The following is a 17,494-nucleotide window of genomic DNA, read 5'->3' as shown; positions in this document are numbered from 1 at the left end:
CCTGTTGAAGGAGGCGCGGATGAGCTGTGGCGTCACCAGCCGCTCGGCGGCCGGCGTCCGGGGTCTCCTGCGAGGGCTTCGAGCCGCTTCTCCAGCTCCGCGAGCCGCAGGTGGGTGTCACGCTCGATGGCTTCGGTCTCGGCGATCCGCTGGGCTGCCCATCGTTCGACGGCCTCGACCTGGGCGGCCGCCTCGGCTTCCGTTGCCTGGAGCGCGGCCTCCCGCCGAGCGAGGGCGTACTCCGCCTCGCGTAACCGCTCCTCCAAAGCACTGATCCGGGCCATATGGGCGGCGAGGCGATCACCGGCCTCCTGCCGCAGCGAGCGCTCCTGACGGCACAGGGCCCTGTCGACACGCTTGAGCAGGATCGACTCCAGCTCATCGAGCTGCCGCTCGTGTTCCTCGTCCGCTGCTGGGACGCGCTCCCGTCCGCCTGGTTGGCATGGCGCCTCGGATACATGCGGCGGCGCGCCGATCACGTCCTCGCCCGAGGGTGATTCCGCCGCTGCCGGACCGAGGGCGGTCTCCTCGAAGAGCGGTGACGGCACCGTCACAGCCCCAGGCACATGGGGTGTGCGCGGAGCAGGTACGACGGCGCTCGTCCGACGCCGGACGGTCCGGCGGTCCGGGGCCTTGCGCCTGTGGGGCTTCGGGTCCGGCGGCTCAGCGTGCCCTGGGCCGAACCCGCTCTCCTGCAGCATCTCGCGCAGCACTCCGAACGCCTTCTTCTCCAGCTGACGGATGCGTTCGCGGGTGACACCGAACTCCTTGCCGAGCTCGTCCAGCGTCGACGTCTCGCCGCCGTCGAGCCCGGTACGGCGCAGCAAGATCCGTGCCTCCCGCTGTTCGAAACGGGCCAGCAACGACATCAGGTACGCGCGGTTCGCTGCCTCCATCGCCAGGTGTTCCGCAGAGGGCAACGGGCGATCGAGCGCGACGAGGTCGCCCAGGTGCACGCCGTCTCCGATCACCCGGTCCAGCGACGTGGTCCGCCGGCTTACCCGCCGGATCTCCTCCACACGGTTTACCGTCAGATCGCAGGCCACGGCGACGTCCGCGGCCCGCCTCGGACGCCCCTCCGCTTCCAGCTTCCGCTCTGCCGCGGCGACCTTTCTGATCTGCTCATGGAGGTGTACCGGGATGCGGATGGCCGCCCCCTTGTCCGCGATGGCCCGGCTGATCGACTGTCGAATCCACCAGGTGGCGTACGTGGAGAACTTGTAGCCCCTGGCGGGGTCGAACCTGACCGCCGCCTTCATGACCCCGATGGCTCCTTGCTGGAACAGGTCCTCGTGGTCGAGGCCCTGTCCGCCGTAGCGCTGAGCCATGCTGTGCGCGAGACCCTGGTTGTGGACGACGAGGCAGTCTCGCGCCCTGACGCGGATGCCGCTGGTCGGCAACGCGGCGATCTCCTCGTCGGTGGGCCGTTCCCCGATCCGGTCTGCCCCACCCCGTACCAGAACGGCGAGGCCCACTTCCTCTTCCGCCGTTAGTCTGCGCTTCTCAGGGCGCCGGTTGAAGCGGTCCTCGTTCAGCACCCCATGGGCCGCGTGCACCGCACGTGCGACGTCGACCGGAGGCGACGTAGCTCCGTCGGGGGCCGAGTCGGCTTCCTCCCAGTCGACGAGTTCAGGTTCGGCCTCGTACTCGGCGTCGGCTTCGTACTCGGGCTCCAGCTCCGGGGAGGGGGCCACGGCCGAGTCCGGCGTCGCGGGCCGGGTCGGTCGGGCCACGCTCAGGAGCTCGCGTGTCTCGACCGGCGTCAGTCCGGCAAGGCGGGCCACGCCTTCCACGGTCTCCTCGCGCACCCGGCCCCACTCGTCCGCGTATCTGCCGAGCAGGGCATGGGCGGTGCTGATCCGAGCTGTCGGCACCGCGCCTACAACCTTTTCCGCGTCGCGCTCGTCGTGGTCTGCATGCTCCGCTTCCCGTCGGACGTGCAATCCCAGGTGGGCCAGCTCGTCCTCCAACCGCTCCCGCTCGACCTGAGTCAGACCAAGGTGTCCGACGTGGTCGTGGAACACGCTCCCGGAGAGGACGCCGCCCACGGCCACGGCTGCGAGTTCGGCGTAGAGCGCGCGAAGCGCGTTCCGGAGTCCGGCCGCGTCCTGCTCGCGCCGAGATCCTTCCCTCACGGCCACCCCTCCCTCACCCTCGTTGCGAAACAACTCTAGGGGCAACGCGTTGACAATGTCAACGCGTTAACGGTTGAACAGAAGAGGGTTAGGTGTGTACCTTTCCGAAAGGTGGAGAGCCGTACGTGGGCATGCCTTGCCTCTGCGACCATGACAGTGGGGCATCGTGCGAAAGAGAGGGGCGGCAGTGAGCGAGCGGTTGATCGGGGGCCGGTTCCGTGTGACGGGAGTCATCGGGGCGGGGAACATGGGGGAGGTCCACCGCGCCGAGGACCTGCACCGAACCGAAGGCGACCCCGGGCGCACCGTCGCCGTGAAGACCGTGCTCCGCCGCCGCTCCGGCGCTCTGGTCGACACCGGCCCTGAGAGCAAGGCCATCCAGCGGTTCGCCCGCGAGGTCCGGATCATGCGTCGTCTGGACCACCCCAACCTCACCCGGCTCATCGACGGCGGCGTAGACGAGGCCGACAGCGGTCGCCCCTACCTCGTCATGGAGTACCTGGACGGCGAGACCCTGCGCGACCTCATCGAGGAGGAGCGACAGCTCCCCGTCTCCTGGGCCGTCGCGATCGGCGCGCAGATCGCTTCCGGCCTCGCCGCCGCACACACGGCGGGCGTCGTCCACCGCGATCTGAAGCCCGCGAACACCATGCTGGTCACGGGCGGCACAGTGAAGGTCCTCGACTTCGGCATGGGCAGGATCGCCGACGACCCGGAGGAAACGCGTCTCACCAGCACCGGCGTCAGCGTCGGCACCGCCCGGTACATGGCCCCGGAGCAGTTCGAAGCCCGCCAGGTGACACAGGCCGCCGACCTGTACGCGCTCGGGTGCGTGCTGTACGAGATGCTGGCCGGCGTCCCGCCCTTCACCAGCGGCTCCGCGTACGAGCTGGGGCGCAAGCACGTGGAAGAGGTGCCCCCGTCCGTCCGGATCGCGCGGCCCGCCACGCCCTCCGGCCTCGTACGACTCGTGGACCGACTTCTTGCGAAGGACCCGGCCGAGCGGCCCGCCGACGCGGTCGCCGTACGCGACGCCCTGCTGCCCCTGCTCGACGAGGCCCGCGCCGCGGACGGTACGGACCCTGCTGACAAGACTGCGGCGCTCCCCCACTGGAGTGCGCTCGACCCTGTCCGCACGTTCCGCCCGGCGACCACAGCCGTGACCACCACGACAGCGACGTCGGTCGTGGAGGAACGCCCGCGCGCCATCGCCGCCGCGGGGGCCGGCATGGACGTCTTCGGTGTACACCACAAGCTCATCGAGGACTACCGCTCCTTCACCGAGGGCGGCACCGTCATCCGGGACGACAGGATCGCGGCCTTCGTCGAGGACGACCTCAACGCCAAGTCCCAGTGGCCGGACCCCTGGCTGTCCCTCAACCCGTTCTTCGCGAGCGGCGGCACGGTCGTCGAGCTGGCGGGCCAGGGCGTGCTGCACCGCGAGTGCGCCCAGATCTTCCAGTCCCGCAAGACCCCCGGCGGCACGGTGTGCGACGGACGCCCGCTGACCCTGCACCAGCACCAGCGCGAGGCGATCGACGCCGCCGCCTCCGGTGACTCGTACGTCCTGACCACCGGCACCGGTTCCGGCAAGTCCCTCTCCTACATCGTCCCGATCGTCGACCGGGTGCTGCGAGAACGGGAGGCCGCAGGGCCCCGGGCGGCCAAGCGGGTACGGGCGATCGTCGTGTACCCCATGAACGCGCTCGCCAACAGCCAGCTGAAGGAACTGGAGAAGTACCTCCGGGACGGCTACGGCAGTGGCCACGAACCGGTCACCTTCGCCCGCTACACCGGGCAGGAGGACGACGCACGTCGCAAGGAGATCCGTGACAACCCGCCGGACATCCTGCTCACCAACTACGTGATGCTGGAGCTGATGCTGACCCGGCCGGCCGACCGCGCCAGCCTCATCAGCATGGCCCGCGGCCTGGACTTCCTCGTCTTCGACGAACTGCACACCTACCGCGGACGGCAGGGCGCCGACGTCGCTCTGCTGATCCGCCGGGTCCGCGAGGCCTGCCAGGCCCAGCGCCTCCAGTGCGTCGGCACCTCCGCCACCATGTCCACCGAGGGCACCGTCGACGACCAGCGCAAGGTCGTCGCCGACACCGCCACCACGCTCTTCGGTACGCCGGTCCACCCTCGCAACGTCATCGTCGAAACGCTGGTCCGGGCCACCCACGAGGCGCCGGACACCGTCGCGGCGGAGCGACTGCGCGCACCTGCGGCCCCCCGTGCCTATGCGGATCTGGTACGGGACCCGCTGGCCCGCTGGATCGAGACCCGTTTCGGCCTGGCCGTGGACGCCGGCCGGCTGGTACGCCAACAGCCCGCGAAGATCGAGGTCGCGGCCCAGGAACTCGCGGAGGCTTCCGAGGTCGACGCCAAGGAGTGCGTGGCGGCGATCCGCGCCACCCTGGAGGCCGGGTCCGAGGCCCGGCATCCGGTGACCGAGCGGCCGCTGTTCGCGTTCCGGCTCCACCAGTTCCTCTCCAAGGGCGACACCGTGTACGTCACCTTGGAGGAGAAGCTCACCCGCCACCTCACCCGCTCCTACCAGCTCGAACAGCCCAACAGCGGCGGCAAGTTGCTGATGCCGTTGGCGTTCTGCCGCGAGTGCGGCCAGGAGTACCTGACGGTCTGGCGCACCGAGAAGGACGGGGAAGTCCGCTACGAGGCGCGGCGGGACACCTCCGCGACCGGCGGTCGGCAGGGCGATGGCTACCTGTACGTCGACCACGACCGCCCCTGGCCCACGGGCGTCCAGTACGCGGTGGACGACCGCCGTCTGCCCGAATCCTGGCTGGAGCTGGACGACCGGGGGCAGGAGGTGGTCAAGAGGTCGTACCGCGACCGGGTGCCGCGTGCCGTCACCGTGGACCCGCGAGGGCACGAGGGTCAGGGCGAGCTGCGGGCCGCGTTCATCCCGTCGCCGTTCCTGTTCTGCCTGCACTGCGGAGTGGCCTACGAACAGACCCGCGGCAAGGACTTCGCGAAGCTGGCGACCCTGGACCAGGAGGGCCGTTCCTCGGCGACGTCGCTGATTTCCGCCTCGGTGGTCCGGTCGCTGAAGTCGGTTCCCGAGGAATCCCTCGACAAGGAGGCGCGCAAGCTCCTCACATTCGTCGACAATCGGCAGGACGCCTCGCTCCAGGCCGGTCACTTCAACGACTTCGTCCAGATCACGCAGCTGCGCGGGGCGTTGTACCGGGCGGCGCTCGACGCGGGCGAGGACGGCATCCACCACGAGGACCTCGCCTCCCTGGTGGGCAGCGCGCTCGGTCTCGACCCGGTCGACTACACGGGTGAGACCGATCTGGCCCCGTCCCTCGCCCGTAATGCCGCCAAGACTCTTCGTGACGTGATCGCTTTCCGGCTCTATCTGGATCTGGAACGTGGCTGGCGCATCACCATGCCCAACCTGGAGCAGACCGGTCTCCTGGAGATCGACTACGAGGACCTGGACTGGGTGGCCGCCAAGGAAGACCGCTGGGCCGGCTCGCACGAGGCGCTGCGCGAAGCCGATCCCGCGCTGCGTGCCGAGATCATGAAGGCACTCCTCAACGAGATGCGCCGCTCTCTCGCCATCGACGTGTCCTACTTCCGGGAGGACTTCGACGCCCTGCAGCGGGCCAGCGAAGAGCGTCTCATCGATCCGTGGGTGCTGTCCGCCTCGGACCGCCCGAAGGTCGGCACCGCCTATCCCCACCCTTCCCGCCCCGGCCTGGACCGCTCGGCGCGCTTCCTCTCCGCACGCGGCAAGTTCGGCAAGTACCTCGGCCGGGCGGACACCTCGTTCAGGAGGCTCGACACCGACGACCTCCAGCTGGTCATCGAGAACCTCCTCAAGGTCCTCACCGCGGCGGGCCTCGTGAAGGAGGTCGCGGACGCCCCCGAGCGAGCGGGCCGCTTCCGCCGCACCACCGCGCCCGTCCCGACCGGCTACCGGGTGGCGGCGCAGTCCCTGATCTGGCGCGCCGGCAAGGGCGAGACGGGTACGCACGACCCGTTGACGCGGACGTACCAGAGCGGGGACGGCCCGCGCGTCAACACCTTCTTCCGCGATCTGTACAAGGACGCGGCCGGTGCGCTGTCCGGCCTGTTCGCGCGCGAGCACACGGCCCAGGTGTCGCCGCAGGAGCGGGAGGAGCGCGAGGAGGCGTTCCGCAAGGCGGAGCTGAAGCTGTTGTACTGCTCGCCGACGATGGAGCTGGGCGTCGACATCTCGTCGCTGAACGCGGTGATGATGCGCAACGTGCCGCCCACTCCCGCGAACTACGCCCAGCGCTCCGGTCGTGCGGGCCGCAGTGGACAGCCCGCTCTCGTCACCACGTACTGCGCTACCGGCAACAGCCACGACCAGTACTACTTCCGTCGTTCGGAGCGGATGGTGGCGGGCACGGTCGCACCGCCCCGCCTGGATCTCGCCAACGAGGACCTGGTCCTGTCACACCTCCAGGGGATCTGGATCGCGGAGGCCGGCCTGAAGCTGGGTCGTGCCATCCCGGAGGTGCTCGACGTGTCCTACCCGGACACCGGCGAGCGTCCTTCGCCCGCCCTGGGACTCCACCCCGAGATCCTCGCCGCCTCTCTCGACCGGGCGGCCCAGGACCGTACGGTCGATTCCGCGCAGCGCGTCCTCGGCCCGCTGCTGCGGGACTTCTCGGAGACGACCTGGTGGTACGACGAGTGGATCCAGGACCGGGTACGGACGGTGGCGGGGCGCTTCGACGAGGCCTTCGACCGCTGGCGCAAGCTCTTCCGGGCCGCGCTCGACGACCAGTACATCCAGAACAGGCGCCGTCTCGACTACAGCCTGACCGAGGGCGACCGGATCCGGGCCAACGCCCGGCGCCGCGAGGCGGAGACCCAGCTCAATCTGCTGATGAACGAGAGCGCCGACAGCAAGTCGGTCCTCTCGGACTTCAACCCGTACCGGTATTTGGCGTCCGAGGGCTTCCTGCCCGGGTACAGCTTCCCGCGGCTCCCCCTCGCCGCGTACATCCCGACGGTCGGCCGCAGGCGCGGCGACGGTGACTACCTCCAGCGGCCCCGTTTCCTCGCCATCCGCGAGTTCGGGCCTGGCGCCCTGATCTACCACGAGGGCGCCCGCTACCAGGTGACGCGGATCCAGCTCCCGCCGGACTCCTCGGGCGACCTGGCCACCAGCGAGGCCCGCCGGTGCTCATACTGCGGCTACCACCACGACCCGGAACTCCGGGCCGACCGCTGTGAGATGTGCGAGGAGCCGCTGGGCTCGGCGACGTACGGCCTGCTCCAGCTGCACACCGTGTACACGACCCGCCGGGAGCGGATCTCCTCCGACGAGGAGGAGCGCCGCCGCGCCGGCTTCCGGCTGGAGACGTCGTACCGCTTCCACGACCGCGGTACCCGCAAGGGCCGGCTCAACGCCTCGGTCGCCGACGCCTCGGGTGCTCCGGTCGCCGAACTCACGTACGGGGATTCGGCGACGGTGCGGATCACCAACACCGGCCGGGTCCGCGCCAAGAACGACGAGCCGCCGGGCTACTGGCTGGACCTGGCCGACGGCCGCTGGATGAACGACCGCGACGCGGCGGACGCGTCCGGCGACTCCAGCGAGCTGCCGGTGATCGACGCGGACGGCAACGAGCGGCGCCGCAAGAAGCGTGTCATCCCGTACGTCGAGGACCGCCGCAACATCCTCGTCCTCACCCTCGACGAGGCCCTGCCCGAACCGATCGCCCTGTCCCTCATGTACGCGCTGGAGCGGGGCATCGAGGCGGCGTTCGAGCTGGAGGACGCGGAGCTCAACAGCGAGCTGCTGCCCCCCGACGACGGTCCGCGGCGCCGCATCCTGTTCACCGAGGCCGCGGAGGGCGGTGCGGGCGTGCTGCGCCGCCTCCAGGCCGAGAAGGACGCGCTGGCCAAGGCGGCCCGGCACGCGCTGGCCATCTGCCACTTCGGCGAGGACGGTACGGACCAGGGTGGTCCGCACCCGGACCGGCCGTGCGCGCTCGGCTGCTACGAATGCCTGCTGACGTACGGCAACCAGCTCAACCATTCTCTGATCAACCGACACACGGTGCGGGACGCCCTGGTCCGTCTGGCGTCGGCGAAGACCACGAAGGACGCGCGGGGCGAGTCACGCTCCGAGCAGTTCCGGCGACTGCTCGACCGGACACCGGAGGAGCCGACCGTGGCCGAGACCGCGGTGGCCGAGGCCATCGCGCAGGAGAACCTGGTGACCTGGCTGAGCGCGCGCGGGCTCCGACTCCCTGATGAGAAGGAGACCCTGATCACGGAGGCCAACGTCCTCGCCGACTACGTGTACCGGCTTCCCGGGGTGAACCTCGCCGTCTTCGTCGACGGCCCCGACACGGAGACGACCGCGCTGCGCGACGAGGACGCGCAGGAGCGGCTCCTGGACGCCTGCTGGGACTTCGTCCGCTTCCCGCACGACGCGGACTGGGACGAGATCGTGGCCCCGCACGCCCGCTACTTCGGCACCCCGTCCGCCAACTGACCGTTCACCACGAGGACTCGACGATCCACATGACATTCACGTACACGGCCGGATCCCTGGTGACGGCCCGCGGCCGCGAGTGGGTGGTGCTCCCCGAGAGCGCGCCCGATCTGCTGGTGCTGCGCCCACTGGGCGGCTCCGACGACGACATCGCCGCGGTGTTCCCGGCGTTGGAGGAGGTCAAGGGGGCCGAGTTCGCGGCGCCCGAGGCCGACGACCTCGGCGACCAGCGCGCGGCCGGGCTTCTTCGTACCGCCCTGCGGATCGGCTTCCGGTCCGGGGCGGGCCCGTTCCGCTCGCTCGCCGGCATCGCGGTGGAGCCTCGCGCGTACCAGCTCGTGCCCCTCCTCATGGCGCTTCGGCACAAGACGGTCCGGATGCTGATCTCGGACGACGTCGGCATCGGCAAGACCGTCGAGGCGGGTCTGATCGCGAGTGAACTCCTCGCCCAGGGTGAGGCCACGGGCCTGGCCGTGCTCTGCTCGCCCGCGCTCGCCGAGCAGTGGCAGCAGGAGCTGCGGTCCAAGTTCGGGATCGACGCGGAGCTCGTCCTGGCCTCCACGGTCTCCCGCCTCGAACGCGATCTGGACCTGGGTCAGTCGCTCTTCGACCGGCATCCGAACGTGATCGTGTCGACCGACTTCATCAAGTCCCCGCGTCACCGTGACGACTTCGTCCGACACTGCCCCGACCTGGTGATCGTGGACGAGGCCCACACCTGTGTGGCCGCCGACGACGTGTCGGCCGGGGCGCAGAACCAGCTCCGTTACGAGCTGCTGCGCCGCGTCGCGGAGGACGAGAACCGCCACCTGGTCCTGGTGACGGCCACGCCGCACAGCGGCAAGGAGTCCGCGTTCCGCAACCTCCTCGGCCTGGTCAAGCCGGAGCTCGCCCAGGTGAACCTGGAGTCGGAAGCAGGACGGAAGCTCCTCGCACCGCACTTCGTGGCCCGCAAACGGGCCGACGTACGCCAGTACCTCACCAAGGAGGACGGGCTCGGCGACGACAGCCTGGCCGAGCGGACCGCGTTCCCCTCGGACCGCTACTTCAAGGACGAGACGTACAAGCTGTCCCCCGCCTACCGGGCCCTGCTCGACGACGCCATCGCCTACGCGAGCGACCGGGTCGAAGCGGCGGGCGCCCGGGGCAAGCGGGAGGCCCGGATCGCCTGGTGGTCGGCGATCGCCCTGCTGCGTTCCCTCGTGTCATCGCCCCGGGCGGCATCCCAGACCCTGCGCACGCGCTCGGCCGCGGCGGTGGCCGCGTCCGCCGAGGAGGCCGACCGGCTCGGCTCCCCCCTCAACAGTGACGCCTCCGACAGCGACAGCCTGGAGGGCATGGACGTGGCCCCCGGCGCGGAGACCGACGAGGCCGGCGCCCGCCTGCAGGAGCTCGCCGACCGGGCTGCCGAGCTGGAGGGAACGGAACAGGACCTCAAGCTCAAGGCGCTGATCAAGCACCTCAAGGCACTGCTCGCCGACGGTTACCACCCGATCGTCTTCTGTCGCTACATTCCCACGGCCGAGTACGTGGCCGAGAAGCTCAGGGACAAGGGCGGCGTCAAGGCCACCGTCGAGGCCGTCACCGGCACGCTCTCGCCCCAGCAGCGCATCGAGCGGATCGAGAAGCTGGCCGAGCAGGCGGGCGACGACCCCGCCGCCCGCCGTGTCCTGGTCGCCACCGACTGCCTCTCCGAGGGCGTCAACCTCCAGCACTACTTCGACGCCGTCGTCCACTACGACCTCGCCTGGAACCCGACCCGCCACGACCAGCGCGAGGGTCGCGTCGACCGTTACGGCCAGCGGCGGGACGAGGTCCGCGTCATCACCCTGTACGGCGCGGACAACGGGATCGACGGCAAGGTCCTGGAGGTGCTGATCAAGAAGCACCGGCAGATCAAGAAGGACCTGGGCATCTCCGTGTCCGTCCCCGACGAGATGTCCACGGGCGTGACGGACGCGATCGTCGAGTGGCTGCTCATGCGCGGACGGGAGGACCAGGACGCGCTGTTCGGCGCGGACGCGTTCAAGGTGAGCACGGAGCGGCTCGAGAGCGACTGGAACTCGGCCGCCGAACGGGAGAAGGAGTCCCGCTCGCGGTTCGCCCAGCGCTCCATCCACCCCGAGGAGGTGGCCCGGGAGGTCGTCGCGATCCGTGAGGCCCTGGGCGGCGCGGGCGAGATCCGCACCTTCGTACGTCACTCCCTCCAGGCCCTCAACGCGGTCCTGCGCGACAGCGGCGAGGACTTCACCGCGCAGGTCGGCGGCACACCCGCCGGTCTGCGGGACGCGCTCGCGCCGCTCGTAGGCGTGGACACGGTCGACAACGACCGGCCCATCCCCTTCCGCGCCGACCCGGCCGTAGGACGCGGCGAGGCGGCTCTGGTCCGCACCGACCCGGTGGTCGGCGCGCTCGCCGCGCACGTCCTGAACACCGCCCTCGACCCGGAGGCGGACGGCGCCCGCCCGGCCCGCCGCTGCGGCGTCATCACCACGGACGCGGTGGCCACGCGGACGACGCTCCTCCTCGTCCGCTACCGCTTCCACCTCACGCTGCCCTCCCGCAACGGCGAGAAGCAGCTCATCGCAGAGGACACCCGCCTCCTGGCCTTCCAGGGTGCCCCGAAGAACGCGGTGTGGCTGGGGCAGGAGGAAGCCGTCGAGCTCCTCGACGCCTCGGCGACGGAGAACACCGACCCGCACTTCGGTGAGCGCACCATGACCCGCATCCTCGGCCAGCTCCCGGACGTGGCCGACCATGTGGCGGCGTACGGCGACGAGCTGGCCGCCGAACTCGACGCCTCGCACCGCCGGGTCCGCGCCGCGTCGGGCGAGATCGTCCGTGGCCTGACGGTCACGGCCCAGAAGCCCGCCGACATCCTCGGCACGTACGTCTACCTGCCCGCTGCTCCCGCCGCCGCCGCGGCCGCTTCCGCCGGAGTGTCCGCCTGATGTCCTCCACGAACCGCAACCAGGTGTTCACCGCCGTCCACACGGTCGGCGCACTGCTGCCGGCCGACATGCTGGTCCGCATCTCCGAGGCCAAGTCCTCCAAGGACCTGCGGGGTCTCGCCCCCGCCGACTACCGCATCGCCGGCTCCCGGTCCGTCCGTGACGAGGCCGAGCGCCACTGGGACAACCTCAAGTCGCTGTGGCGCGAGCTGCGCGAGAAGCTCCCCGCCGAACCGGAGGCGTCGGTACGCCCCGACAGCACCGGCTACGCCCGCGCCAACTGGGTGGAGCCCCTTTTCGAGGCCCTCGGGTTCGGTCGCCTCAGCCCGGTCGGGCCGGACGGCATCGTCGCCTCCGACGGCAGCAGGACGTGGGCGGTCAGCCACCGCCGGGACAACACGCTCGTGCACATCACCGCCTGGGACACCAAGTTCGACAAGCGCCAGGGTGCCGGAGTGGCGGCTCCGCAGTCGCTCCTCCAGGAGGCCCTGAACCGCACGGACCCGCACATCTGGGCCCTGCTGACGAACGGCCGCAAGCTCCGGCTGCTGCGCGACTCCAACGCGCTCGCCACCACGTCGTACGTCGAGTTCGACCTGGAGGCGATCTTCGACGGCGAACTGTTCAGCGAGTTCGTCCTGTTGTACCGGCTGCTGCACGCCTCCCGGTTCGGCTCCCCGGACGGCGCCGCGACGCAGTGGAACTGCTGGCTGGAAGTCTGGCGGGACGCGGCGATCCGCCTCGGCGCACGCTTCCTGGACGACATAAGCGAAGGCGTACGGCAGGCACTCAAGGAGCTCGGTACGGGGTTCCTGAAGCACCCGGCCAACACCGCCCTGCGGGAAGGGCTCAAGGCCGACGCCTACCACGCGGCCCTGCTGCGGCTCGTCTATCGCCTCCTCTTCGTATTCGTCGCCGAGGACCGCGACGCCCTGCACCCGGAGGAGACGGCCCCGGACGCTCGACAGCGCTACGCGGCGTACTTCTCCACCTCCCGGCTGCGTGACCACTCCCGCCGTCGCCGTGGCACCTCCCACACGGACCGGTACCAGGCGCTGACTCTGGTCCTGGACGCCCTCGGCGACGAGGCGGGACGTCCGGAGCTCGGCCTGCCGGGCCTCGGCGGCCTCTTCGACGTGACGGACGCGGACGCCCCGCTGCGTGGCATGAGCCTCTCCAACGAGCATCTGCTCGCCGCGGTACGGCATCTCTCCGTCGTACGGGACACGGAGGCCGGCCGCTGGCGGAAGGTCGACTACCGCACCCTCGACGCCGAGGAACTGGGCGCGATCTACGAATCGCTGCTCGCTCTCGTACCCAAGTACAGCGCCCAGAACCGCTCCTTCGAACTGGTCGTACGGGCGGGCAACGAGCGCAAGAAGACCGGCTCTTACTACACGCCGAGCTCCCTCGTCGACGTCCTCCTCGACTCGACGCTCGACCCGGTGATCGACAAGGCCCAGGAGCGCGGCGAGCTGCGGGCGGCCGAGGCCGGTCAGACGGGAACCGAAGCGGCCGAGACGATCATCGCCGAGCTGCTGACCCTGACCGTCTGCGACCCGGCCTGCGGCTCGGGCCACTTCCTCGTCGCCGCGGCACGGCGTATCGCCAAGCGGGTGGCGGCGGTACGCCACAACACGCCGGAGCCCACGCCGGAGAGCGTGCGGCACGCCCTCCACGAGGTCGTGGCGAAGTGCGTGTACGGCGTCGACCTCAACCCGATGGCCGTGGAACTGGCCAAGGTGTCGTTGTGGATGGAGGCCCTGGAACCGGGCAAGGCGCTGGGCTTCCTCGACGCGCACGTCAAGCTGGGAAACGGGCTCATCGGGGCGACGCCGGCGCTGCTGCGGGGCGGGATCCCCGAGGAGGCATTCAAGGCGGTGGAAGGTGACGACGCCGCCGTCGCTCGCAGGTGGCAGCGGGAGAACAAGGAGCAGCACAAGGGCGTCTTCACACTGGACGCCACGGAAGCCGCCATGGTGAGCGTGACGAACGCAAAGTTCGCCTCGGAGCTGCGGACGCTCGTAGACAGCTCCCCCACGGACAAGCTGGGACAGGTCCGGGCGCTGGCTGAGCGCTACCACGCGTGGGAGCAGTCCCCCGCGTACCGCGATGCGCTTCACATCGCGAACGCGTGGTGCGCCGCGTTCATGTGGGAGAAGACCGACACCGCTCCGGTGCCGGTGACGCAGGGCATCTTCAAGGCGCTTCAGTCTCATGAGGACAAGGAAGCGGGCGCACCGGAGGAGACACATCACGAGATCGTCCGGCTGAGCCAGGAGTACCGCTTCTTCCACTGGCACCTGGAGTTCCCAGAGATCTTCAACGTGCCGGAGGACCCGGCGCCGGAGGGGGTCGATCCGGTGACGGGGTGGGCGGGGGGCTTCAGTTGTGTGCTGGGGAACCCGCCGTGGGACAAGGTCGACTTCGAGGATAAAAAGTACTTCAGCGTGGTCGAGCCGACTCTGGCGGATATCTCGGGCACGGCGCGGCGCACGGCGATCGCCGAGTGGGCGGCGGAGAACCCGGAGGAGGGGGAACGGTACGCGGCGGCGCGGCGGCGGGTGAAGTCGTCGTTCCTGTTCCTGGGGTCGTCGGGGGCGTATCCGCAGTTGCGGAAGGGGTTGTCGGTCAAGGGCGTCAACTCGCTGCAGACGGATCAGCTGTTCACGGAGCGGTTCGTGTCGGTGACGGCACCGGAAGGGCGGTGCGGGACGGTCGTACCGACGCAGATCGCCACGGGCGCGGGTGCGCAGTTCCTGTTCCAGGACCTGACGCGACGGGGTGCGGTGAAGCACCTGTACGACTTCGAGAACGGCAAGCGGGAGAGGCTGTTCCCGGCGGTTCACGCCAGCTACCAGTTCGCCCTGATCTCGTTGACGGGTCGCGGTACGCGGGAGGAGGCGGCACAGTTCGCGTTCTTCCTGGGGCACCCGGACGAGCTGGCCGACGGCGGGGCTGTGTTCGCCCTTTCGCCTGAGGAAATCGCGCTCATCAACCCGAACACGGGGACGCTGCCGGTGTTTCGGACGCGGAGGGACGCGGATCTCACGGCGGCGATTCAGCGGCGGGTTCCGATTCTGGTGAGGGAGGGACACAAGGAGGGCAATCCCTGGAATATCGCATTCAAGAACCACTTCAACACGACCGATGACTCAGACCTGTTCCGCACCCGTCATCAGCTGGAATCGAGCGGCTGGGCCCTTGACGGGAACGTCTTCGTGCGCGATGCGGAGCGGATGCTGCCGCAGTACGACGGCAAGATGATCCACCACTTCGATCACCGCTGGAATCGATATCGCGGCACTGGCAACAACGATTTCGAGCGTGTCCCGACGGAGACAAAGAAGGACCCGTATGGCGTGACCGAACCCCGCTACTGGGTCCAGGATGAGGGGCGCGTTCCCACACGCCGTAGGAACGAGCAGGTAAGCGTCCCGGGCGTCGCTATGCGACTGGCGGAGCTCGAATGGGAACACGAATGGCTGCTGGGCTGGCGCAACGTAGCTAGGTCAACCGATGAACGAACGGCCATCCCTGCGTTCGTACCGAAGTCCGCAGCCGTGGAGAAGTTCCCTCTGATGCTCCCGCGCGTCGCAACCAATCTCGTGGCTGCACTGATCGCTGGCCAGAGCTCACTCGTGTTCGACTACGTGTGCCGCCAAAAGGTCGGTGCTGTGAGCGTGATGCTGTTCATCTGGAAGCAGCTTCCCGTCCCACGCCCGGACGAACTGATCCCTCACACCGCCTTCATCACCCCGCGCGTACTCGAACTCGTCTTTAGCTCGTGGGAGATGGAGCCTCTTGCCGTTGACCTCAGCGACACCGGCGCGCCATTCATTTGGAACGAAGACCGCCGCACCCAGCTCCGCGCCGAGCTCGACGCGTACTTCCTCCACCTCTACGGGGTCTCCCGCGAGGACGCCGACTACATCCTGGAGTCCTTCCAGACCGAGAACGGCGGGCTCAAGAACAACGAGATCGGTAAGTACAGCGAGTACCGCACCAAGCGCCTCGTCCTCGCCGAGTACGACCGCATGACCGAGGCCGGTCTCACCATGGAGACACCTCTGATCGACGGAAAAAACTACACGTCTACCCTCACCCCACCCCCGGGCCAGGGGCCTCGGCACGAGGCCCGGCCCGAGGCCGGCTGAGCCGTCGCCGCAGCGCGGCTGAGCCCACCAGACGGGGGCTCAGCCGCGCCCGGCGTACCGGACGAACTGCGTCCAACCGTCGCGGCCGACGGAGAAATCGGGGCGCGCCAGGTCCTTGGAGTCACGTACGTGGATGGCCGCTTCAGTGACGGCCACCTCCACGCAGCTGTCACCCTGGGTGCCGCTGTAGCTGGACTTGACCCAGACGAGATCCGTCGTAGTCATAGCTCTCCTCGCAGTCGCTCCAGCAGACCCCTCGATTCCTTGGGGTTCAGGGCCTGCGAGCGCAGTGTGTCATAGCGCTGCTGGAGCAGGCCCACCTCTTTCGGGTCGCCTATCAACCGCCCGTTCTGCTGCCCCTCGAAGTACGCGAGGCGCCTCCGCTCCGGTGTTTCCATGAGCTGAACTGGCCCGTCCAGACAGGCGTGCAACCCGGCTTCCTGCGGCACAATCTGGAGCGTCACGTTACGCAGAGCGGTCTGCTCAAGCACGTAGTCGAGCAGCTCCCGCACCCTCCCCACGTCGCAGAACCGGCGCCGGAAGACGTGCTCCTCCACGATGAAGCTGAACGGGACGGTCGGCCGCTCACGCAGCATCTTCTGGCGCTCAAGCCGGGCGGCGACGAGCACCTCCACCTGCTCGTCCGGCACCAGCGGAATGGTGCCCTCGAAGACCGCCCGCGCGTACGGCTCCGACTGCAACAACCCCGGCACCAGCCCTGCACTCATACGTACACAGGCTCACCGCCACCCGCTCCAGCCGCGCCCACCGCCTGAACCACGCCGCCAACCCCGGCTCGCCGCGCGACAGGTGCTGCGCCGCCTTCCTCAGCGCACCCATGTTGCCGGTAGCGACCTCCCCCCGCTCCACGAACACCTCGTCCGGCATGCGACGGCCCAGCTCCACCGACTCGACGGTGTGTTTGGAGAACCGGATCAGCGTGCCGAACTCGGTCCGGCATAGGCCCGCGTGTTCCCTCAGGGCCTGGACGACCGCTCCGAACGTCCGCAGACTGTCGGAGGGGTCCGGCTCCCGCTCACCGTCGCCGCCGTGCACCGCCATGTACAGCCGCCTCCACGTGCGCACCCCGCGAGCCCTCCCCCGCGATGGATTCACCCAGAGTGACGGCCGACGTTTCGCACTGTCCACCCAGTGTGCCCGTACGCTGACCGCGCGTACGAGGCTCCTCTCTCGCGTACGCCCCCTCGCGACCACCACCGTGGTCACCATGAACCGCACAACGACTCAAGCTCCGGCCACTGAGCGCATGTTCAGCCAGCTGCTCTCCGGCACCCGCAGGGGCGCCCGGCTCGCCCGGCTGTTCGCGGGGGCGGAGCTCCGTACCTGGAACGTTCCGGCGGACGTCACCAAGCGTGCCGAGCAGATCGTCGCCGAGCTCGCCGCGAACGCCGTACTGCACGGGCGGGTGCCGGGGCGCGGGTTCCGACCGCGGCTCCCGCTCGGCGGCACACCCCGCGCCCTTCACATCGAGGTCACCGACGCGCGGGGCGACCGCCTGCCGGCGCTGCCGGAGGGAGCGCCGGACGGTGAGGGCGGCCGGGGGCTTCTGCTGGTGAACGGGATCGCCGACCGGTGGGGCGTCGTCCCGTTCCCCCCGGGCGGCAAGACGGTGTGGGCAGCGGTCTCCCGGACCTCCGCCCCCCCCCCCCCCCGTTATGTTCTTCGCGGTCCTGCAAGAGGGCCGCTGGCCTCCGGGCCCGGCATGACTGTTGCCCCCTGTCG

6 protein-coding genes and 1 pseudogene are annotated in these 17,494 nt (G+C 69.7%); 4 read left to right on the top strand and 3 right to left on the bottom strand.

Annotated features, from left to right (window positions below; genetic code table 11):
- Positions 1-32: 32 nt before the first annotated feature.
- The gene (locus tag ACGFNN_RS34575; protein WP_393561892.1) at positions 33-2,135 is read right to left on the bottom strand and encodes an RNA polymerase sigma factor RpoD/SigA; all 2,103 of its coding nucleotides are present in this window, start codon (positions 2,133-2,135) and stop codon (positions 33-35) included.
- Positions 2,136-2,382: 247 nt separating this feature from the next.
- On the opposite strand from ACGFNN_RS34575, the gene ACGFNN_RS34570 reads away from it, so the two are divergent.
- Genes ACGFNN_RS34570 through ACGFNN_RS34560 form a run of 3 tightly spaced genes read left to right on the top strand, consistent with a single transcriptional unit; the run spans position 2,383 to position 15,751 of the window.
- Complete coding sequence (locus tag ACGFNN_RS34570; protein ID WP_393561908.1) at positions 2,383-8,643, top strand: protein kinase; 6,261 nt, start codon at positions 2,383-2,385, stop codon at positions 8,641-8,643.
- Between the two features lie 29 nt (positions 8,644-8,672).
- On the top strand, positions 8,673-11,594 hold the full coding sequence (locus ACGFNN_RS34565; protein ID WP_393561891.1) for a DEAD/DEAH box helicase: 2,922 nt from the start codon (positions 8,673-8,675) through the stop codon (positions 11,592-11,594).
- Complete coding sequence (locus ACGFNN_RS34560) at positions 11,594-15,751, top strand: Eco57I restriction-modification methylase domain-containing protein (protein WP_393561890.1); 4,158 nt, start codon at positions 11,594-11,596, stop codon at positions 15,749-15,751. The genes ACGFNN_RS34565 and ACGFNN_RS34560 overlap by 1 nt, the downstream gene beginning before the upstream one ends.
- A 39-nt stretch (positions 15,752-15,790) precedes the next feature.
- On the opposite strand, the gene ACGFNN_RS34555 is transcribed toward ACGFNN_RS34560, so the two are convergent.
- Together ACGFNN_RS34555 and ACGFNN_RS34550 are read right to left on the bottom strand one after the other, a co-directional pair.
- On the bottom strand, positions 15,791-15,976 hold the full coding sequence (locus tag ACGFNN_RS34555; RefSeq protein WP_393561889.1) for a DUF397 domain-containing protein: 186 nt from the start codon (positions 15,974-15,976) through the stop codon (positions 15,791-15,793).
- Positions 15,973-16,813, bottom strand: a pseudogene (locus ACGFNN_RS34550) (DUF5753 domain-containing protein). Before ACGFNN_RS34550 ends, ACGFNN_RS34555 begins: the two are co-directional and overlap by 4 nt.
- 166 nt (positions 16,814-16,979) lie before the next feature.
- Here ACGFNN_RS34550 and ACGFNN_RS34545 point away from each other — a divergent pair.
- Positions 16,980-17,494 (top strand): ATP-binding protein (locus ACGFNN_RS34545; protein WP_393561888.1); only part of this gene is annotated, 515 nt, incomplete at its 3' end.

The sequence above is a fragment of the Streptomyces sp. NPDC048590 genome (assembly GCF_043199535.1).
Classification (GTDB): Bacteria; Actinomycetota; Actinomycetes; order Streptomycetales; family Streptomycetaceae; genus Streptomyces.
Note: the sequence above shows the minus strand (reverse complement) of the source record. Positions and strands in the feature narration are given on the sequence as shown.

Excerpts from the sequence above, each read along its gene's own strand:
- ACGFNN_RS34570 (WP_393561908.1), top strand. The coding sequence starts at position 2,383 with ATGGGGGAGGTCCACCGCGCCGAGGACCTGCACCGAACCGAAGGCGAC.
- ACGFNN_RS34565 (WP_393561891.1), top strand. The coding sequence starts at position 8,673 with ATGACATTCACGTACACGGCCGGATCCCTGGTGACGGCCCGCGGCCGC.
- ACGFNN_RS34560 (WP_393561890.1), top strand. The coding sequence starts at position 11,594 with ATGTCCTCCACGAACCGCAACCAGGTGTTCACCGCCGTCCACACGGTC.
- ACGFNN_RS34555 (WP_393561889.1), bottom strand. The coding sequence starts at position 15,976 with ATGACTACGACGGATCTCGTCTGGGTCAAGTCCAGCTACAGCGGCACC.